Source organism: Mycobacterium sp. 852002-51961_SCH5331710, from assembly GCF_001665535.1.
GTDB lineage: Bacteria > Actinomycetota > Actinomycetes > Mycobacteriales > Mycobacteriaceae > Mycobacterium.
Genome location: NZ_LZSQ01000033.1, coordinates 1 through 20209, shown reverse-complemented (window position 1 = coordinate 20209; position 20209 = coordinate 1). Strand labels below are relative to the sequence as shown.

Genomic DNA, 20209 nt, shown 5'->3' with positions numbered 1-20209 from the left:
CCCCGCCGAAGCACTCGACGAACTACTCTCCAACCCGTCCACACCGACAGCTGTTGCTTAGAGCACTAGAAACCGCCCGCGAATTTCGGGCAGTTTTACGTCTGCTCGCGAAAAAAGGGGACTAGTGCGGGCGCAGGGGGCCGGTCGGCTTCGTCGCGGTGGCATGCACCAGTAGTTCGGCCAACTCGCGCGGCCGGGACAGAAACGGCGAGTGCGACGTGTCGATGGTCAGCTGCTCGACGCCGAGGCGACGCGTCACCGTGTCGGCGAGCCAGCGCGGCATCGACTGATCCTGCAGGCAGCGTATGAAACTGCGGGGGAGGTCGGCATCCCAGAACCGCGGGACGGACACCGGAGTCACCGTGGTGTCGCCGAACCGTTCGGGGCCGAGCCGGTCGAACGCCCAGCGCGCGGTGGACTCGTCGCAGTCGTGGTAGAAGTACTTCCACGCACCCTCGAAGTCGGCGAACCACATCGCGCCGTCGTCGTCGAACTTCAAGTAGCCCAACATCTCTCCGACATCGGCGTCGAAGTCGTCGCCGAGTTCGTCGGCGTCGTCACGCATCGCCATGGCTTCCGGATAGGTGCGCCCTTCGCGGGGGAGCGCCGCCGCGAGATAGATGATGTGAGCGACCAGTTCGGGTGCGCCGTCGGCGGCCAGTGTGGCGTCGAAGCCGCCGCCGGAGTGGCCGACCAGCACGCTCTTATCCGAGCCGGCACGCAGCGCCGCGACGATGGCGTCGCGGCGGTTGGAAAGCGTCGACTCTTCGCCGACTCGTGTGCCGTGACCGGGCAGGTCCACCGCGACAGCCTCGTGGCCCAATCCTGTCAACTCGTCGATCGTGCGCTCCCAGCACCACGCGGCGTGAAAACCGCCGTGCACGAAGACGAATCGCATCAGTCGGTTACTCGTACCGGGACGTGCGACCATCCCGCCACGTTCTGCATCGCCACCCGGCGGCAGTCGTCCCACAGCACCTCGTAGTGGGGGATCAGGTCGAGCAGCCGCTCCAGCGCGACCGCCGTCTCCATCCGCGCCAACGCCGCCCCCAGACAGCTGTGTATGCCGTACCCGAAGCCGAGATTCTGCGCCTCGGTGCGGTTGCGGTCGATGTCGAACGTGTCGGGATCGGTGAAGGCGTCCGGATCGCGGTGCGCGGAGGCCTGCAGCAGGAACACCGGCTTGCCCTCGGGGATCGTCACACCGTGCAGGGTGACCTCGCGTATCGACCGCCGCACGTTGTAGTGCACCGGCGGTTCGTACCGCAACAGTTCCTCCACCGCGGCGGGGATCTTGCTGCGGTCGTCGAGCAGCTTCTGCCATTGCTCGGGATGGCGTGCGAAGGTCACCGCCGCGTTGCCCACCAGCTTGGTCACCGTCTCGGCGCCGGCCCCTCCGAGAAGCGTTGCGAATCCGGCGATCTCGAAGTCGTCGAGCGATTCCTTCTGGCCGTCCTCGCGGGTGATCTCCGCGGCGATCAGGCGGCTGAACATGTCGTCCCGCGGATCGGCCCGACGCTTCTGAATAAGCTCGTAGTACAACCCCATGGCCTGGGCGACGGCCTGCATGCCTTCTTCGGACATGTCGACCTGACCGGGCTCCCGATGCAGCGACGTGTCCACCCATTCGCGGACCTGCTGCCGGTGTTCTTCTGGCACACCCAGCATTTGGGTGATCACCTCGACCGGGAAGAACGCCGAGAATTCGCTGACGACGTCGAAGTGCTTGGGGTCGGCCTTGGTGATGTAGCGGTCGATGGTCTCGGTCACCATCGGTCGCATCGCCTCGATCGCGCGGGGCGTGAACACCTTGTTCACCAGGCTGCGCATGTGGCGGTGCTCGGGCGGATCCATCAGGATGATCATCTTGGCGACGATCGGTTCATCCGCCCGTATCGTCGACAGATCCAGGCCGTAGGCCGAGGAGTAGGTGGCGAAGTCCTTGTACGCCGCCGCGACGTCCTCATGGCGCGACAGCGCGTAGAAGTCGTGCTCCTCGCTGTAGTAGACCGGCGCTTCCTCCCGCAGGCGGCGGTAGATCTCCCACGGCCCGTCGAAGTATTCCTGCGAAAACGGATCGAAGACGACTTTCGACGTCGTCATGCGTCTTCGATCGAGATCGCCTGACGTGGGCACTGGCGCACGGCTTCTCGGACCTGCTGCTCGTTCTCCGGCGTCACTTCTTCCTGCAGGACGTGCAGGTAATCCTGGTCGTCGAGATCGAACACCTCGGGGATGATGCCCATGCACACCCCGTTGCTCTCGCAGAGCCCGAAGTCGACGATGATCTTCTGCGTCATATGCGATCCCCCTCCGCTTCTCGCTGGGTCACTTGAGCACTCTCACGGGGACGTTGTGGTACCCGGCCACGTTCTGCATGTGCACACGCTCGAGACCGTCGAAGTCGACCTCGTAGCGCGGCATGAAATCGAGCAGGTGCTCGAGCGCGATCGTGGTCTCCAGCCGGGCCAGCGCGGCGCCCAGGCAGCTGTGGATGCCGTAGCCGAGACCGAGATTCGGCGACTGCGTGCGATCCCGGGTGATGTCGAACGTCTCGGCGTTGCCAAAGGCACGCGGGTCGCGGTTGGCGGCGGCCTTCATCAGGAACACCGGCTTGTGCGCCGGGATGGTGCCGCTGGGCACCTCGGCCTCTTTGAGCGTGTAGCGCACGTTGTACTGCACCGGGCCGACGTAGCGCAGCAGCTCCTCGACGGCGGCGGGGACGAGGCTGCGGTCGTCGAGCAGCATCTGCCACTGCTCCGGATGACGGGCGAACTCCACCACCGCGCTGCCGACGAGCTTGGTGACCGTCTCGGCGCCGGCCCCGCCCAGCAGTGCGAGGAACCCGGTGATCTCCAGATCGTCGAGTTTGCGCATCTCACCGTTCTCGCCGGGGATCTCCGCGGCGATCAGGCGGCCGATCATGTCCTCCTGCGGGTTCTGCCGCCGCTCCTGCACCAGCCCGTAGTAGTACACGCCCGAGTCGATATTGGCCTGCATGTTCTCTTCGGAGAGCTCCAGCTGGCCGGGTTTGCGCTCGAGACCCTTGTCGATCCAGCGCCGGACCTGTTGACGGAACTCCTCAGGCACCCCGGCCATCCGGGTGATCACCTCGACCGGGAACGGACCCGAGAAATCCTGTACGACATCGAATTTGTCGGGATTGACCTGTGCGAGGTACTGCTCGACGAGTTCGGTGATGGTCTCGCGCTGCGACTGGATGGCCCGCGGCGTGAACGCCTTGTTGAGCAGGCTGCGCATGTGGCGGTGCTCGGGCGGATCCATGAAGATGATCGACTTGTGCGGGCCCTCTTCGCTGCGGACCATGGCCAGGTCGCATCCGCGAGACGAGGAGAACGACTCGTGGTCCTTGAGCGCCGCGGCGACGTCGGCGTGCCGGGTCAGCGCGTAGAAGTCTTCTTCCTCGTCGTAGTAGATCGGCGCTTCGTCCCGCATCCGTTGGTAAATCTCGTACGGGTTGTCGAAGAACTCCTGCGACACGGGGTCGAACACGAGCTTGGGCTTGGTCATGGTCTCCTCTTTCGCGGCGGGCTGACGACCGCTTCCGTTACGCGAGGGCGCAATAATGTAACGCCTCTAGTATGCCTCACCGGATGCCTCCTGGTAAGGGGAATCGCCGCTGTTTATGGCCGGATTCCTGCATTGATGACCTCGTCCAGCAGGCCGAGGTCGCTGCCCAGTTCACTCGCGGTCTGTCGCACAACGGCGACGTCCTTGCCGATGAACTCGCCGACGTCGGTGACGAACCCTCTGACCGAGCCGCGCCCGGCGATGAACTCACCGACCCGGCTGGATCCGCTGCCGTGGGTGAGCGACTTGAGCAGGTCGCCCTCGGCAACGCCGAGCCGGGCGCCGAGGTCCACGGCGACCTGCAGCAGCCCGATCTGGGCGGCGAACAGGCTGTTGTTGACCAGCTTGACGGCCTGGCCCGCGCCGAGTGCGCCGACGTGCAGGATCGGGTCGCCGTAACTTGCCAACACCGGACGCACCTTGTCGACCGCCTCGTCGGTGCCGCCGACGAACAGCGTCACCTCACCGGCCGCGATGTTGTGCGGGCCACCGCTGACCGGCGCGTCGACCACATCGATGTCCGGGAAATCGGCCGCCAGCATGCGCGCGGTGGCCGGGCTGCCGGTCGTATGGATCAGCAGCGCGCCCCCGGGGCGAATGGCCGCCGCCAAACCGTCGGTCAGGCACACCTGCCGAACCTGTTCGTCGGTGAACACACAGACGACGACGATGTCGGCACCGTCGGCGACCTCGGTCACGCGGGCGACGGGTTCTGCGCCGATGTCACGGATCGCTGCGCTCTTGTCGTCGGTTCTGCCGAGCGCGCGCACCTCGTGCCCGGACTCCACGAGGCGGCGCACCATCGGTGCGCCCATGCGCCCCGCCCCGACAAAGCCGACTCGCGTCACCGCGGATGATCCATGTTCTCCAGCGCCGTATCGGCCACCGTGAACACCGAACCCTCCAGCACCGACGCGGTGGCCGCGATGCTGGCCGCATGCCGAACGTCCTTCTGCAGCAACGCGCCTGCGATCGGTGCGAGTCCCTCGACCGTGCCGCCGAACACCGCAATGCTGCCCAGCGCCTTGCTGGTGGCCGATCCGCCGTTGAGCACCTCGGCCAGGCGCACACGCGGAATGCCCAGCGACTCACCGAGATCGAGTGTGCTCAGTGCACTGCCCAGGTTGGCGGTGAACAGCAGGTTGTTGAGGATCTTGGTGACCTGCCCGCTGCCCAGCGGGCCGAGATGCACGATCGGATCGGCGTAGGTCGCGAACACCGGGCGGCAGCGTTCGACGACGTCCTCCTCACCGCCCACCATCACCAGCAGCTTGCCTTCCTCGACGGCGGGCCCGCCACCGCTGACCGGTGCATCGATGACCGAAACGCCCTGTTTGGCAGCGACTTCGGCGATCTCCTTGCACGTGTCGGGGTGCACGGTGCTGTGAATGGCGATGACGCCGCCGGAGGTCAGGCCGGCGAGCACACCGGACTCACCGTTGAGCACCTCGCGCACGTCGTCGTCGCCGACCACACAGAGGCAGACCAGGTCGCTGGCCGCGGCCAACTCCGCGGGCGTGCCCGCGGTCTTGGCGGCCGTGCCTGCGTACGGTTCGAGGCTGGCCGTCCGTCGAGCCCACAGTGTGGTCTCGAAACCGCCCTCGACGATCCGGCGGGCCATCGGCCCGCCCTGGCTGCCCAGTCCGATGAATCCGACGCGCATCAATCCGCCTCCACTTTCTGCTCGGCCTTTCCGTCGGCCTCCTGAATTTCGACGCATTCCGCGGCGAACGACAGCACGCGGCCGTGGTACTCCGCGGCCGCGAACGACAGCGACAGGTTGTGACCGGCGCCGGCCTGTTCGTTGAGTACGAAGCGGGGTGACGCGGTGAACGCCGCCGCGACGTCGGCCAGCGCCTCGGGGTCGGTTCGCCACACCCGCTCGTGTTCGGCGACGGTGAACTGCACCGGCACCTCGACCCGGGCCGCCAGCGCCGGGAAGTCCCGCCGCGGCCAGTTTTTCGTCACGTCCGACTCGTACGGCGCGCCCGTCGACGAGTTCGTGATGCCGGAGAGCACCTCGGGCGGATACGCATCCGCGGGTTCCCACAGCAGTTCGCGCAGTCCTACCGGCCGGCGGGTGGCGGTCGTCGTCTTGAGGATCTCGGCGGCGGCGTCCGCGTACCGCAGACCGGTGCCTGCGAGGCCGAGACCGAGCACGCGCGCGTCTGCGGCCCGGTCACTAGCGGCCATGCGCACTGCAAGCTCGCAGCCCGCGGAGTGGCCGAGCAAGAACAGCCCTGCGCCACGGGGACTTTGACCGAGCACCTTGTCGACGGCCCCGAAGGCGAGCGCGACCCGCTGGTCGGGCTCGTGCATCGCATCCGGATACGGCGCCGAACTGCCGTACCCGGGGCGATCCAACGCCACCACGGTGATCCCTCGGCTCGGGCCCGTGCGCAACAACGACAGCTGGGGATGGCCCGGGCAGTCGAAATACGCTGCCGTGCTGGCCCCGCCGTGAAACGCGACGACGACGGCCGTCGGGTCGTCGGCCTCGGCGATCAGGCCCGACATGGGAACGCCGTCGACGAGGACGACGCGGGGTCGCGCGGCGGTGCTCACCCGTCCGTCCGCATCAGAATGGCCCCGCTCGGGGTGAGGCCGCCGCTGCTGACCACCGCGACCTTGGCCTCTTTGACCTGCCGCTCGCCCGCGTCGCCGCGCAACTGGCTGACCGCCTCGTGGATCAGACCCATTCCGTGCGTGCGGCCATGCGACAGCTGACCGCCGTGGGTGTTCAGCGGAATCACCCCATCGCGGGCGATGGCCTTGCCGCCGTCGAGGAAGTCCTTGGCCTCGCCGATCCCGCAGAACCCGAGGGCCTCCAACCACGACAGGCAGTTGAACGAGAAACCGTCGTACAACTCGGCGACGTCGACATCCTTGGGTCGCAACGACGTTCGGGTCCACAGGTGTGCCGCCTGACCGAGCACCTGGGGTTCGTGGGTCAGCGTGCTCTGGTCCCAGTCGGTGCGTTCGACGATCTGCGTGCCGACGGCCTCAAACAACACCGGCTTGTGCGGCATGTCTTTGGCGGTCTCGACTGCGGAGACGATGACCGCGACGGCGCCGTCGCATGGGACGTCGCAGTCGTACAGGCCGAACGGCGTGGTGATCATCCGCGCGTTCAGGTAGTCGTCCATCGTCATGGGATCGCGGTAGATGGCGGTGGGGTTCAGCGCCGCGTTCGCCCGCTGGTTCAGCGCGATCCAGCCGAGCGTCTCACGCGTCGTGCCGTAGCGCTCGAAGTGGCGCTGAGCGTTCAGCGCCAGCGTGTGCGCTGCCGACATCGCGCCGAAGGGCATCTGCCAGCTCGACGTTCGGGCGCCACCCGGCGGTGATGCCTTGCCTTCCTTCATCAGCTGCTGGAACGTCGCCTCCCACAACGTGCGGAAGCACAGCACGTGACGGGCCATACCGGTGGCGACGGCCATCATCGCGGCGATGACGGAGCCGCCGGGGCCGAACGTGTCCATGCCGCCGTTGATCCACGCAGGCCTGAGGCCGAGGGCACCCTCGAGTGCGGCCACGCCGCCTTCGCCCATGCCCGCGATGTCCAACCCGGGGTAGGTCGACAGCCCGTCGATGTCGTCGAACGTCAATCCCGCATCGGCGACGGCGGCTTCGCACGCTTCGATCGTCAGCGACAGCGGCGGCACCATCAGCCGGCGGCCCAGCCGCGAGGCCCCGATGCCGGTGATCGCCGACTGCTCCTCGAACCGCTGACGGGTCAGCGGTTGACTCACGTGACGACCGAAGTCCTGCGGCGCGATCTCGTCTTCGGCCACCGGACCGCTTTGCCCGTCGGTGCCGGGTTTGAAGACCGGCAGCCAGACGTCGTCGATCTGCTGAAAGCTGACCTCGACGAGCTGGCCGAGCTTCAGGTCGTCGGGGTCGCAGTCAACGATGTTGGTGGTCAACCGAACTCGCGGATCCTCCACTATTGCCACCTGTGCCACCACATAGGGCGGCGGCAGGTCCGGAAAGCCGAACCGGTGGTTGACGGTGAACGCCGACAGCGTCGCCTTACCGGAGACGTCACGGATGCCCATGTTGCGTCCCCGGCAATAGCGGCACACCGGTTGCGGCGGGTGGATCAGCGATTCACAGTCCCGACATTCCTGGATCCGCAGCACGCCGTCGGCGCCGGCGGTCCAGAAGAACTCGTTGAGTACCGTCAGCTCAGGTAGTGGTCTGGTCACCGCACGAATCCCGAGATCGCCTCGCTGCCATCCGTATTGGGATCGGGCTCGGGTACCTCATGCGCCTCCTGGTGCACGGCGTTGTCGCCGGACGGCCGGTGTTCGCCCATGTAGATGATCGCGTGCACCGGGCAGTCCAGCAGCGCGCGCATCACCGCGTCCCTGTCCTTCTCGGGGACCGTTCCATCGCCGATCAGGGACGCGTAACCCCAGTCGTCGAGCGAGAAGTACTCGGGGGCGTGTTTGGCGCAGATCCCGAAGCCGTCACACAGCGTCCGGTCGAGCCGGATTCGCAAGCCGTCACTCATGATCGAGCCACTGCCTCCACTTCGTAAGGTCGCACGGCGGCGAACGCGCCGGTGCTACAGGCCGCGCAGTCGTTGGCGAGGTGGCGAGCCACCACCTGGGGGAATTGCCGCAGCAGGCTCGCCGCGACGTTGGTGGCGCCATCGAGGGTGCCGCAGGCGCCGCGACCGCGAAGCACCACCGACCAGCGTTCGAGCCGGGTGACGTCCTCCTGGGTGGCCACACCGTCGCGCAGCGCCGAGGTCACCGCGGCCATCGCGGCCGTGCCGTTGAAGCAGGACCCGCACTGGCCGGCGTTCTCCCGGTCGAAGTACGACATCACCGCCGCGGCCACCGCGACGGGGCAGTCGTCGCTGAGGATCGAGATCGCCCCACACCCGAGACCGCTGCCGAGCCGTCGGACCGACTCGTGATCGAGCGTCGCATCGAGGATGTCGGTGTTGACCAGCCCCGCGAAGTAGCCGCCCATCAAGACGCCCGTCACCGCCTCCTTGGGCAGCCCATGTACCGCAAGGAGGTCGGAAAATGCTGCGCCATGCCGAATTTCGTACAGCGCCGCAGGACGGCCGCCGCCGGTGATGGTCGCCAGGAACGTTCCGGGCGACATCGGCGTGCCGACCGACCGGAACTTCTCGGCGCCGTGTTCGTGGATGTAGGGCAGGTTGGCCAGCGTCTCGACGTTGCTGACCATCGTCGGCAGCCCGTCGACGCCCTCCTCGAAGGGCCGCGGGGGTTTGTCGGTGGGTTTGGCGGGGCCGCCGTTGATGCGCCGGACCGCGGCGGTCTCCTCGCCCGCGACGTAGCCGGGTTCGACTGTGACGAGGGTGATCTCGGTGCCGCCGAAGGTCTCCGCGGGTACCTCGCTCAACGCTGCGCTGACAGCGGTCGCCGCCTGGTCGTCGGAGACGTAGACGTAAGCCCGTCGGGCACCGGCGACAGCCGTCGCCAGGCGCAGACCGTCGAGCACGAGATGGGGCCGGTTGCGCAGCAGCCAACGATCCTTGACCGAGGCGGGTTCACCCTCCTCGCCGTTGGCCACGACGACGGTTTCCGAGCCGCGCCGGTTGGCGTTGTGCACGGTGCGCAGCTTGGTGCCGATCGGGAACGCGGCGCCGCCACGGCCCAGCAGACCCGACAGGTCGACCTGTTCCAGCAGCGCATCGGCGTCGATCAACGGGCGGTAGCCGCCCGTGCGGGTGTACTCGGCACAGTCCTCGATGCCGGCCTCCGACGGGCGTAACAGCCGCGGTGCGCAATCCGGCCAGGCGGTCACGGCGAGTTCGGTGGCGGTAGAGGTCATGGCTGGTCCTTCCGGCCCGCGGATAGGCTGACGGACATGAGGACTGCGGTCGTGCGCGTCGGTGTCGACAAGGCGGGCGAGCTCGCGCCTGCCCAGCTCGAGGACGGCATGGCTCGGCTCCGCGAGTCTGCGGCCACCCACGGGATCGAGGTGGTGGCCAACAACCTGCCCGCGATGCCGGCGCAACGCCGCGAAGTCGAGTTGTTGATCGCCGGGGACGATCCCGACGAACTCCGTCGCGTCGCGATTGAGCTGTGCGGGAACGCATTCGGTACCACGCCCGTGCCCGGAGTGGTGACGTTCATCAGCCGCGGCACCGACGACGACGCCCACGGCGTGCTGGCCGGGCTCGGGCTCACCGGCGAGATCGAACGCAAATCCGGCGGCGACGGCTGGGACGTGGTGTACGTGACGCTGCGCAGAGCCGACCTCGAACGCGTGCCCGAGAGCCGGGTCCACACCGCGCTGGAGGCCTCGCTCAACTGCGAGGTCCACATCCGCATCACCTGAGCCGGAGCGAGGGACCACGCGATCGCCGGGGAGCCGTCCATCAACTGTCCAGGAACTTCAGGATCGCGGGCGCGGCCTGCACCCACGTATCGAACATGTTGAACCGCTTGATCTTCCCGGAAGCGCGTGCCTCGCCGGCGCGCTCCCACGCGTCCTCGGGCCAGGGTGGATCGATCAGTTGCGAACCCTTGATCAGGCAGCTGACCTCCAGCGAGGTTCGCTTCGGGTGGTCCAGATCGTTCTCACCACCGCGGATGATCAGCGTCGGGACCTTGATGTTGTCGAACATCTCGTCCTCGACACCGGGGATGGTCTGGCCGGGTTTCGGCACGAACGCGTTGAGCCAACGCAGCATCAGCTTGAGGAACGCGTCGGGGTCCTGGCTGAGGATCCGTTCGCGGTTGGCGGGGTTCTCCTCGATGCGCTGCTTCCATTCGTCGACCGCGGCGACCGCCTTCATCCCCGCACCGCGCACGGCCAGGATGCTGGGCACGATGTAGTACGAGCCCAGCACGAATGAGCCGTACACGCCGCCGACGATGTTCCACACCACCAGCTTTCGCGCGATCTCCGGGTACAGCATGGTGGTCAGCATCGAGTCGCGGGCCCCACCGGATCCGCCGGCGATGATGCACGGACCGATGTCGAGTCCGGTGATCAACGCGTGCAGCGTCTCGGCGCGCATATGCGATTCGCTCTGGCCGTAGAACTGCACGTCGGACTTGCCGCAGTTCGGCCGGTCCCACAGCAGGACCCGGTATCCGCCCTTGACGAGTTCCTGTGCCAGCGGTCGAAGGCCGTCGATGTCCTTGCTGAACCGCCCGCCCGGCGTCAACGCGATGAAATCGCCTTCCTTGCCAAGGATCTCGTAGACGACGTTGCCGCCGTTGATCTCCATCGTCTTCTCGCCCCGCTTGAGCTTGGGGCCGAGCTTCTCCGGCGCGCTCATGCCTGCACCAACACCTCGTTGCCGACCACCCGTACGGGGTAGGTCCGGATCGACCACTCCGGCTTGACCGCCGTCGTGCCGGTGGCCAGTTCGAAACCCCACTGGTGCCACGGGCAGTAGATGTACTCCATATCGCGAACCATCACCGAGTCACCGGGGACGCTTTCGTCGACGATCGTGCGACCGCGGGCCCGCCCGGAGCACAGAGGCCCACCCTCGTGCGGGCAGTAGTTGGCGATCGCGTAGAACGTGCCGTTGACGTTGTACACCCCGACGCCGTGGCGTCCGATCGGCACGAGTTTGTGCTTGCCCGGCGGGATTTCGTCGACCGTGGCCACCACGTGTTCACGCCCCTGGGCCAGGCGGGGCGTCTTCTGCTCTTCGGTTATTTCTCTGCTCGCTTCGCTCGTGCTCTCCGTGCTCATCTACTCAGAACACCCGCACCTGGCCCTCGAGGGCCGGAACCGTGTCGGGAAGGTGGTAGGTCGCGATGCCGTTCTTGAACATCACCGCTTCGCGGGCGTGCTCGGGCAGATGCTTGACCAGCCAGCGCGGGTCGTCGAACGTCCAGTGCGGGTAGTCCGACGAGTACAGCAGGATCTTCTCGCACTCCATCCACTCGAACGCACGCGAGAGCTCCGTCTTGTCCTCGGGGTAATCCAACGGCTGGGTGGTGAACTTGATGTGGTCCTTGACGTACTCGGACGGTTTGCGCTTGATGTCCACCCACGACTTGCGGGCCTCGTAGATGGCGTCCATCCGCCACATCAACGGCAGGATCCATGTGAAAGCGTGCTCCACCAACACGATTCGCAATGTCGGGAACCGGTCGAAGAGGCCGTCGAAGATCATGCTCATCACCTGGTTCGCCGCCAGCAGCGAGTAGGTGACCATGAAATCGTGGTTGTAGCTGGGGAATCCGACCGGCGGGATCGGCAGTTCCTCGTGGTGGCTTCGCGACAGGTGACAGCTGACCGTGATGTCGTTCTTGGTCGCCGCCTCCCAGATCGGGTTGTACTTCGGGTCGCCCCAGGCCGGGCGGGGCTCGGCCTTGATCAGGATCTGGCCCATGTAGGGGTGGCCCGCCCAGCGCTCGATCTCGCGAGCCGAATCCTCCGGCGCCTCGATGGCCACGCAGATCGATCCGCGCCACCGCTCGTGCCAGTTGTTCTTGCTGTCCAGCCAGTGGTTGGCCTGCCAGTCGTTGAGCGCGACGCTCATCGCGTGGTTGACCTCGGGGAAGCGGGCCGGATACGCGGCGGGCTCGAGGATGGCGATGTCGGCGCCCGCCTCCATGATCAGCTGCTTGAACGCCAGATCCGGATCACTGCCCGCGAAGTTGCCGTCCGACGGGAACGTATCGACCCGCATGGCGTAGGCGTGCGCGTAGTCCGGCGCGTCGTAGTAGATCTGGTCGCCGATTCGCCGGGTCAGGAAGTACTTGCTGCGCCACGGCTCCGGGATGTATGGCGTCAACTCGCCGGCTCGGGGCGTCGGATGGACGTCGGAGTCGACGCAGCGCACCGCGACGCGCTCGGCCGCCGGCTTCCGCTCTGTCACTGTCACCGTCATCGTGGTCTCCTGCCTTTCGAAAGCTTGCCGGCCATGATCACTGTGCGCCGACCCCGGCCCCGACGTCGATGCCGTAGAGGTCGGCGGCATTGCGCCAGCACAGTTTCTCGCGCTGCTCGTCGTTGTACGCGGCGGGCACTTTCAGATCGTTGAGCTGCCAGTGCGGATAACTCGACCCGTACATCACCATGTCGTCTTTGCCGGTGAAGCTCAACCATTCACCGGCGTAGTCCACATCGCCGGGCCCATCCATCGCACCTTGCACGAAGTACGTGTGACCGGGCAGATAGTCGCTGGGCATCCGCGGTGCCCACGGCGTCTGCTCCAGATGCGGGCGCCCGAAGCAGTCCATCCGCCAGATGAACGGGGTCAGCAGGTCGGCCGCACCGTCGGACCAGACGAACTTCAGCGTGGGCATCCGTTCGAATACCCCTTCGACGATGAGGTTCATCAGGTGATACAGGTAGTTCAGCGCCATGAAGCTGACGTAGTTCTCGTACGTCCTCGGCACGCCGGACGGCGTCGGCGCGAACTGGATCCCCGCACCTACCTCGATGTGCACCGCAACAGGCAGGTTCGCCTCGTTGGCGGCCTCCCACAGGGGCCAGAACTGCGGCTTTCCGTACAACTCGCGGGACTGCAGCGGCACGCCGATCTGCACCACCCGGGGATGGTCGGCGTACTTCGCGATCTCACGCAACGAGCCGGGGATGTCGTCGGGGTTGATCCGGATGGTCCCGCGGAACCGGTCGGCGTACGGGTTGTCCTCGAGCCAGCGGGTGACCATCATCTCGTTGTGCGCCGCTGCGATAGCGGTGCCCAGATGGCGGTCCGGCATGATGCCGCGGGTCATCGGATGCAGGATCGCGACGTCGACGCCGCGCTCGTCGAACAGCTGCTGCCCGACGAACTCGGGGTCCGAGCCGGGGTAGCGGCGGTCGCCGTCGGTTCCCGGCGCGTATTCGCCGCCCGGGGCGCCGTACCAGTCCATCTCGTAGTCGGGGAATCCGCGGCTCTTGAACGGCTCGCGAAGGAAACTGCGGAAGTCCTTGTTCGACTTGCTGAAGATGTGCACGCTGGCATCGATGACGGGGGTCGTGTAACCCGACGGCGTCCCGTCCTGAATCTGCATCACCAAGGCTGTTCCTCCGATGTCATCCGGCCGTCGGCAGGCGCAGAAGAGCGCTGCGCGAGCGCCGAACATATCCCAGTGTAAAGCGTTGTTCTTCAATCGCAAGAATCTAGTTCTCTACGAACTGCTTACTTTTGCGCAGGTCAGGGTGTGTGCTGGTCAACTGCATGACACGCGGACAGCGAAACGCGGTAGTCAGATCACGAGAACGCTTTGACCTAGATTTGAGAATGTTATTCTCGCAGCGACGCGTTGCCCATCTTCGAGGCCCGGGAGGCTTGGTGTTACTGGAGTTCGACGCCGATCAGCGACTCTGGCAGGAGACCGTGCGCGACGCGGTGACCAAACAGTGCCCCGCCTCGCTGATTCGCGGAATCGCCGAGAACGGGGTCGACCCGGCGCCCCTGTGGAAGACCTACGTCGACGCCGGGTGGACCGAGCTCGCCGATGCCGAGAACGCCGTCGAACTGGCGATCGTCCTCGAGGAGTTGGGCCGGGCCACCGACCCCACGCCGTTTCTGGCCACGCTGACGCAGTTCGCGCCGCTGGCGGGTGATCGATTCGATCCGCAGCAGGCCGGCACCGCCGTGTACGACGGTGTCGCCGCCCACCGGGTCGCCGACGGCTGGGTGCTCAACGGCACGGCGCATCACGTCCTCGACGGTGACCGCGCCGAGCGGTTCGCCGTGGTCACCGACGCCGGCGTCTTCATCGTCGACGCCGACCAGGTCACCTCGCGGCGCAGCCCGATTTTCGACCCGGTCCTGCACGTCGCCGAGGTGTCGTTCGTCGACGTCCGCGTGCCCGACACCGTGCGGGTCCCTGCCGACGCCGAACGCGCCCGCCACGTTGCGCTGACGGGTATGGCCATCAGCACGGTCGGCGCGTGCCAGCGCATCCTGGATCTGGTGCTCGAGCACGTCAAGCAACGCCAGCAGTTCGGTGTCGCGATCGGTTCCTTCCAGGCCGTGCAGCACAAGGCCGTCGACATGCATGTGGCCATCGAACGTGCCAGGGCGCTGGCCTATTTCGCCGCGCTGACCATCGCCGAGGACGATTCGCGCCGACGGCTGGCGGCCGCCATGGCCAAGGCCTCGGCGGGGGAGGCACAGGCGATCGTGTTCCGCCATGGGCTGCAACTGTTCGGTGCCATGGGATTCACGTGGGAGAACGACCTTCAATTCGCGCTGAAGCGGGCCAAGGCCGGCGAGCTGCTGCTCGGCGGCGCCGCCGAGCATCGCGCCGTGATCGCAGCGGAGTACAGGACCTTCTGATGCAGCTGACCTTCGATTCCGACGTAGAACAGTTCCGTGCCGAGTTCTCGGCGTTCCTCGACGAGCATCTGCCGCCCGAGTCGCAGACGCTGGAGCGGCCAAAGTCGGTGTCACACATGCCGCAATGGGCGCGCGACTGGCAGCGGCTGTTGTTCGACAACGGGTGGCTGCTGCCTGCGCAACCGCCGGAGTTCGGTGGCCGCAACGCGACCGTGCTGCAGCAGTTCGTCCACCTCGACGAGCTGTGCCGGCGGCGGATCTACCACAGCTTCAATCCTCAGGGCGTCAACATCGTTGCCGCATCGCTGATTTCGTTCGGCAGCGATGAGCAGAAGCACCGCTGGGCGGTGCCGGTGCTGAAGGCGGAGATGACCGCGTCGCTCGGAATGAGCGAGCCGAGCGCCGGCTCCGATCTGGCCTCGCTGCGCACACGGGCGGTGCTTGAAGGCGACCACTTCGTCGTCAACGGCCAGAAGGTCTGGACGTCCGGTGCCCACGACGCCGACTTCCTGCTGACGTTCGTGCGCACCGATCCCGATGCGCCCAAGCACAAGGGCATCAGCGTTCTGATCATTCCGACCGACACACCGGGCGTCGTCTGCCGTCCGTTCGCGGACATGACCGGTGAGGAGAACCTCGACTTCAACGAGGTGTTCTTCACCGACGCACGGGTACCCGCCGAGAACCTCGTCGGCCCACTCAACGGGGGATGGGGTGTCGCGAACGGTTCGCTCGGGCATGAGCGCACGATGATGTGGCTCGGCTTCGCCGACCGCATCGACAACATGATCGCCGACTTCCGGCCCCGCACCGAGATCGAGCGCGACCAGTACGCCACGACGATCATGGACTACCAGGCGTTGCGGGCGATGGGCTCGGCGGCGTTGTCGCGAGCCGCGCGCGGCGAGATGGACACCGCATCGGTGTCGGTGCTCAAGCTGTTCGGGTCCGAAGCTGAGCGTCAGGCCATGGAGAACGCGTTGGCCGCCGCCGGCGCCGACGGGCTGATCCACCCGTCGACCTCGGGACCGTACGCGCACATGAACCTCGACCACTACTTCGCGAGCTGGTTCGAGCGCTATGCGCGCAGCTTCGGCGGCACCATCGCCGGTGGCACGTCGGAGATCCAGCGCAACATCATCGCCACGCAGGTCCTCGGTCTGCCGCGGCGCTGACATGGACGCCTGGATCGTCGACGCGGTACGCACACCAAGGGGTCGTGGCCGGCAGGACGGCGCCCTGCACGGGATTCACCCGCAGGCGTTGTTCGCCCAGTGCCTGCAAGCGCTCTCTGCCAGAACGGGTTTCGACCCGGCCGACGTCGACGACGTGGTCGCGGGCAACGGCATCCTCGCCGGCGAACACGGCGACGACATCGCACGCCTTGCGGTACTGCTCGCCGGCTGGCCGGAGACCGTGCCCGGCATGACGCTCAACCGGTTCTGCGGGTCAGGCCAGCAGGCGATCACGGTCGCTGCGACCGGAGTGGCGGCGGGCGCGCAGGACGTGGTGGTCGCGGGCGGTGTCGAGTCGATGTCGCGGTGGACGGCCAGCGTCGGTGTGCCGACGATCGACGGCGACAATCCCGCGTTCCGGGAATTACATCCGACTGTTCCGCAGGGCATTTCGGCCGATCTGATCGCATCGTTGGAGAAGTTCAGCCGCGAGGACGTCGACGCGTACGCCGTCGAAAGCCAACGGCGTGCCGCCGAAGCGATCGCCGAGGGCCGCTTCGACCGGTCGGTCATCGCGGTCACCGATGCCGCCGGTGAGGTCGCACTCGATACCGACGAACATCCGAGACCCGGCACGACTATGGAGAAGCTGGCCAAGCTGCCGCCGGCGTTCGAGCGGATGGGCGGGGCGCGCGTCGAGGGTGAGTCCGCCACGTTCGACGAGCTCTGCCTCGGCCGGTATCCCGAGTTGACCGCGATCGACCACGTCCACCATGCGGGGAACTCCTCCGGTGTGGTCGACGGCGCCGCGGCGGCCGTCGTCGCGTCCCAACGGTGGCTCGTCGCGAACGGCGTTGCCGCGCGGGCGAAGATCCGGTCCGCCGCGGCGATCGGCAGCGAGCCGGTCATCATGCTCACCGCGCCGGGACCCGCCGCCCAGCGGTGCCTGGACAAGGCCGGCATGCAGGTCGCCGACATCGATCTGTGGGAGATCAACGAGGCGTTCGCGGCCGTGCCGCTCAAGACCATCCGTGACCTCGGGCTCGATCCCGACCGCGTCAACGTCAACGGCGGCGCCATCGCGCTGGGCCACCCGATCGGGGCGACGGGTGCGATGCTCATCGGCACCGTGCTCGACGAGCTCGAACGCCGCGACCTGACCACCGGACTGGTCACGATGTGCACCGGCGGCGGCATGGGCACCGCCACCATCATCGAGCGGGTCTGACATGACCGAGACGTTGGTCGTCGACCGTGTCTGCCCGGGCGTCGTTGTCCTGCAACTGAACCGTCCCAAGCAGCTCAACGCGATCAACGAGGTCATGCGCGACGAATTGTCGCTCACCCTCGGCGAGATCGCCGCTGACACATCGGTCAACGCCGTCGTGCTGACCGGCGCGGGGCGGGGTTTCTGCGCCGGCATCGATGTGCGCAACTTCGGATCGCCCATCGACGCGTCGGCGCCGGCGATCGAACGGATGCGGTTCCAGGAGGCGATGGCGGCGCTGCCGCAGGCGATTCGGGCGCTGCCGCAACCAGTAGTCGCCGCCGTGAACGGGCCGTGCGTCGGCGCCGGGCTGGCGCTGTGCCTGGCATCGGACATCCGAATCTGTTCGACCGCCGCTACTTTCGGTAACGCCGCGATCCTTCTCGGGCTCTCGGGCGCCGAGATGGGGATGAGCTACCACCTGCCGCGAATCGTCGGCACCAGCGTCGCGGCGGACTGGATGTTGACCGGTCGCACGGTCAGCGCCGAGGAGGCCGACCGTCGCGGGTTGGTCAGCGAGGTCGTCGCGCCGGAGCGGTTGACCGAGCGCGCGCTCGAGATCGCGGCGACCATCGCCGATTTGTCCCCGCTGGGAGTGCAGTTGACGAAGCGGGCGTTGCAGACCAACACCGACGCCTCTGGTCTCGACGCCGCGATAGAGCTGGAGAACCGCAATCAGGTGCTCAGCCACGCCACCGAAGAGGCCGCGCAACGCCGCCGGAAGTGGTCGGATAGCTGAAAGCGGACGGAAGGACGGACAGTGGCCTGGGATTTCTCGACCGACCCGGAGTGGGCCGAACAGCTGGCGTGGGTGGAGGACTTCGTCCGCAACGAATGCGAACCCATCGATCTGATCGTCAAGGAGTCGCACGATCTCAACGATCCGGTGCGCCAGGCGCTGATCCCGCCGCTGCAGCAGATCGTCAAGGAGCGCGGGTTGTGGGCCACCCACCTGGGCGCGCACCTCGGGGGCCCGGGCTACGGTCAGGTCAAGCTGGCGCTGCTCAACGAGATCCTGGGCCGGTCCGAATGTGCGCCGATCGTGTTCGGTTCGCAGGCACCGGATTCCGGTAACAGCGAGATCCTCGCCCACTACGGGACACTCGAACTCAAGCAGCGGTATCTCGAACCGCTGCTGGACAACCGGATCGTGTCCTGCTTCTCGATGACCGAACCCCACGGCGGCGCGGATCCGAAGGTGTTCACCACCACCGCCACCCGCGACGGCGACCACTGGGTGATCAACGGTGAGAAGTGGTATTCGTCGTTCGCCTCGATGGCGTCGTTCATCATCGTGATGGCGATGACCGACCCCGACGCGCCGCCGTACCAACGCTATTCGATGTTCGTCGTGCCCGGCGACACCCCCGGCATCAACGTGCTACGCGACGTCGGGTTGGGTTATCAACCGATCGGCGGCGGGCGCGAGGGGTATGTCCGCTACGAGAACGTGCGGGTACCCGACGATCACATGCTCGGACCGCGCGGCGGCGCGTTCGTCGTGGCCCAGACCAGGCTCGGCGGCGGGCGGATCCACCACGCCATGCGCACCGTCGGCCTGGTACGGCGGATCTTCGACATGCTCACCGAACGGGCGGTGTCGCGCTACACCCAGGGGTCGGTGCTGGCCGACAAGCAGATGGTTCAGGAGATGATCGCCGACTCTTGGATGGAGATCGAGGCGTTCCGGCTGATGACCCTGCAGACCGCGTGGAAGATCGACCAGTACAACGACTACAAGGCGGTGCGTGCGGACATCTCGGCGGTCAAGGCGATGATGCAGAAGGTGCTGCATGATGTTTCGGCGCGGGCGCTGCAACTGCACGGGTCGCTCGGCACCTCCCATGAGATGCCGTTCGTGCAGTACCTGACGGAATCATTCGTGCTCGGGCTGGCCGACGGCCCGACCGAGGTGCACAAGGCGACGCTGGCCCGGTTGCTACTCAAGGACGTCAAGCCGGCCCCGGACGTGTTCCCCTCCGAACATCTCCTGCGGCTACGCGAAGCCGCCGAAGCCAAGTTCGCCGACAAACTCGCGGGCATTCCGCGGGGCTGACGCGAGGAGGTCCCACAGTGTCGTGTGACGGAAAAATCGCCCTGGTGACCGGGTGCAGCCGGGGGCTCGGAAAGGCGATCGCGCAGCGGCTGGCCCGCGAGGGCGCGACGGTCGCGCTGACCGCGCGCACGCTCGAGCCGGACCCGAAATACCAAGGCTCGCTGCATCAGACGCTCGAGGAGATCGAAGCCGCGGGCGGGTCGGCCATCGCTGTGGCGGCCGATCTGTCCGACAGCGAGCAACGCGGCCGGTTGTTCGCCGAGGTGGTCGACAGGATCGGTGCGCCCGACATCCTGGTCAACAACGCCGCCGTGACGTTCCTGCGGCCCCTCGACGAATTCCCCGAGCGCCGCGTCCGGCTGATGATGGAGATGCACGTCATGGCGCCACTGCACCTCACGCAGATGGCGATCCCGGCGATGCGTGAACGCGGGCGCGGTTGGGTGCTGAACGTGACCTCGGTCGGCGGCGACCTCCCCGACGGGCCGCCCTTCTCGGAGTTCGACCGCACTGCCGGCTTCGGCGTTTACGGCACGGTGAAGGCGGCTTTGAACCGGCTGACGAAAAGCCTTGCGGCCGAACTCTACGACGACGGCATCGCCGTCAACGCCGCCGCGCCCACCAATCCGGTCGCCACCGAGGGCGCCGATGCGCTCGACCTGGCCAAGACCGACACCGAGGACATCTCGCTGATCACCGAGACGGCTCTCCGGTTGTGCACCGGCGATCCGACGGCTCTGACCGGTCGCATCGCCCACACGCAGTCGTTCCTCGCCGAGACGGGCAGCGACTCATGATGAGGGCGTCACTTCTCCCCGCGAGCAGACGTAAAACCTGTCTCTTATACACATCTCCGAGCCCACGAGACTGCA

At 66.9% G+C, this 20209-nt stretch carries 21 protein-coding genes; 7 read left to right on the top strand and 14 right to left on the bottom strand.

What is annotated here, in order from left to right; genetic code table 11:
* Positions 1–121: 121 nt before the first annotated feature.
* The 10 genes from A5752_RS04950 to A5752_RS04905 form a co-directional block, all read right to left on the bottom strand.
* Positions 122–898 (bottom strand): alpha/beta fold hydrolase, encoded by a 777-nt coding sequence (locus A5752_RS04950; protein ID WP_067082899.1) that lies wholly within the window; start codon positions 896–898, stop codon positions 122–124.
* On the bottom strand, positions 898–2103 hold the full coding sequence (locus A5752_RS04945) for a cytochrome P450 (protein ID WP_067082896.1): 1206 nt from the start codon (positions 2101–2103) through the stop codon (positions 898–900). The genes A5752_RS04950 and A5752_RS04945 overlap by 1 nt, the downstream gene beginning before the upstream one ends.
* Entirely contained in the window at positions 2100–2300 is a 201-nt protein-coding gene (locus A5752_RS04940) for a ferredoxin (protein WP_067082893.1), read from the bottom strand. The genes A5752_RS04945 and A5752_RS04940 overlap by 4 nt, the downstream gene beginning before the upstream one ends.
* Before the next feature lie 28 nt (positions 2301–2328).
* Positions 2329–3531 carry a cytochrome P450 gene (locus A5752_RS04935; RefSeq protein ID WP_067082890.1) on the bottom strand — a complete coding sequence of 401 codons (1203 nt, stop codon included), beginning with the start codon at positions 3529–3531 and terminating at the stop codon, positions 2329–2331.
* Positions 3532–3644: 113 nt separating this feature from the next.
* Positions 3645–4439 carry an NAD(P)-dependent oxidoreductase gene (locus A5752_RS04930; RefSeq protein ID WP_067082887.1) on the bottom strand — a complete coding sequence of 265 codons (795 nt, stop codon included), beginning with the start codon at positions 4437–4439 and terminating at the stop codon, positions 3645–3647.
* Positions 4436–5254, bottom strand: a complete 819-nt coding sequence (locus A5752_RS04925) for an NAD(P)-dependent oxidoreductase (RefSeq protein ID WP_067082884.1) — start codon at positions 5252–5254, stop codon at positions 4436–4438. The genes A5752_RS04930 and A5752_RS04925 overlap by 4 nt, the downstream gene beginning before the upstream one ends.
* Complete coding sequence (locus A5752_RS04920; protein ID WP_067082906.1) at positions 5254–6108, bottom strand: alpha/beta hydrolase; 855 nt, start codon at positions 6106–6108, stop codon at positions 5254–5256. The genes A5752_RS04925 and A5752_RS04920 overlap by 1 nt, the downstream gene beginning before the upstream one ends.
* Before the next feature lie 44 nt (positions 6109–6152).
* The gene (locus A5752_RS04915; protein ID WP_067082881.1) at positions 6153–7796 is read right to left on the bottom strand and encodes a thiolase C-terminal domain-containing protein; all 1644 of its coding nucleotides are present in this window, start codon (positions 7794–7796) and stop codon (positions 6153–6155) included.
* Complete coding sequence (locus A5752_RS04910; protein WP_067082878.1) at positions 7793–8104, bottom strand: ferredoxin; 312 nt, start codon at positions 8102–8104, stop codon at positions 7793–7795. Before A5752_RS04910 ends, A5752_RS04915 begins: the two co-directional genes overlap by 4 nt.
* Positions 8101–9402 carry an NADH-ubiquinone oxidoreductase-F iron-sulfur binding region domain-containing protein gene (locus A5752_RS04905; protein WP_067082875.1) on the bottom strand — a complete coding sequence of 434 codons (1302 nt, stop codon included), beginning with the start codon at positions 9400–9402 and terminating at the stop codon, positions 8101–8103. Before A5752_RS04905 ends, A5752_RS04910 begins: the two co-directional genes overlap by 4 nt.
* Positions 9403–9438: 36 nt before the next feature.
* Here A5752_RS04905 and A5752_RS04900 point away from each other — a divergent pair, with 36 nt between their 5' ends.
* Entirely contained in the window at positions 9439–9912 is a 474-nt protein-coding gene (locus tag A5752_RS04900; protein ID WP_067082872.1) for a hypothetical protein, read from the top strand.
* A gap of 40 nt (positions 9913–9952) precedes the next feature.
* On the opposite strand, the gene A5752_RS04895 is transcribed toward A5752_RS04900, so the two are convergent.
* The 4 genes from A5752_RS04895 to A5752_RS04880 are packed head-to-tail and all read right to left on the bottom strand — an operon-like array spanning position 9953 to position 13565.
* On the bottom strand, positions 9953–10861 hold the full coding sequence (locus tag A5752_RS04895; RefSeq protein WP_067082869.1) for an alpha/beta fold hydrolase: 909 nt from the start codon (positions 10859–10861) through the stop codon (positions 9953–9955).
* On the bottom strand, positions 10858–11286 hold the full coding sequence (locus tag A5752_RS04890; protein WP_067082866.1) for a Rieske (2Fe-2S) protein: 429 nt from the start codon (positions 11284–11286) through the stop codon (positions 10858–10860). Before A5752_RS04890 ends, A5752_RS04895 begins: the two co-directional genes overlap by 4 nt.
* 4 nt (positions 11287–11290) lie before the next feature.
* Positions 11291–12433, bottom strand: a complete 1143-nt coding sequence (locus A5752_RS04885) for an amidohydrolase family protein (protein ID WP_067082864.1) — start codon at positions 12431–12433, stop codon at positions 11291–11293.
* 37 nt (positions 12434–12470) lie between these two features.
* Entirely contained in the window at positions 12471–13565 is a 1095-nt protein-coding gene (locus A5752_RS04880; RefSeq protein ID WP_067082862.1) for an amidohydrolase family protein, read from the bottom strand.
* 281 nt (positions 13566–13846) lie between these two features.
* On the opposite strand from A5752_RS04880, the gene A5752_RS04875 reads away from it, so the two are divergent.
* The 6 genes from A5752_RS04875 to A5752_RS04850 are packed head-to-tail and all read left to right on the top strand — an operon-like array spanning position 13847 to position 20134.
* Positions 13847–14839, top strand: a complete 993-nt coding sequence (locus tag A5752_RS04875; protein WP_067082859.1) for an acyl-CoA dehydrogenase family protein — start codon at positions 13847–13849, stop codon at positions 14837–14839.
* On the top strand, positions 14839–16014 hold the full coding sequence (locus tag A5752_RS04870) for an acyl-CoA dehydrogenase family protein (protein WP_067082856.1): 1176 nt from the start codon (positions 14839–14841) through the stop codon (positions 16012–16014). Before A5752_RS04875 ends, A5752_RS04870 begins: the two co-directional genes overlap by 1 nt.
* Before the next feature lies 1 nt (position 16015).
* Positions 16016–17242: an acetyl-CoA C-acetyltransferase gene (locus A5752_RS04865; RefSeq protein WP_082963752.1), complete on the top strand. Its 1227-nt coding sequence runs from the start codon at positions 16016–16018 to the stop codon at positions 17240–17242.
* Position 17243: 1 nt separating this feature from the next.
* Entirely contained in the window at positions 17244–18020 is a 777-nt protein-coding gene (locus A5752_RS04860; protein ID WP_067082853.1) for an enoyl-CoA hydratase/isomerase family protein, read from the top strand.
* A 21-nt stretch (positions 18021–18041) separates the two neighbouring features.
* Complete coding sequence (locus A5752_RS04855) at positions 18042–19337, top strand: acyl-CoA dehydrogenase family protein (protein WP_067082850.1); 1296 nt, start codon at positions 18042–18044, stop codon at positions 19335–19337.
* A gap of 17 nt (positions 19338–19354) precedes the next feature.
* Positions 19355–20134, top strand: coding sequence for an SDR family NAD(P)-dependent oxidoreductase (locus A5752_RS04850; protein ID WP_067082847.1), 780 nt, complete (start codon positions 19355–19357; stop codon positions 20132–20134).
* Positions 20135–20209: the final 75 nt, after the last annotated feature.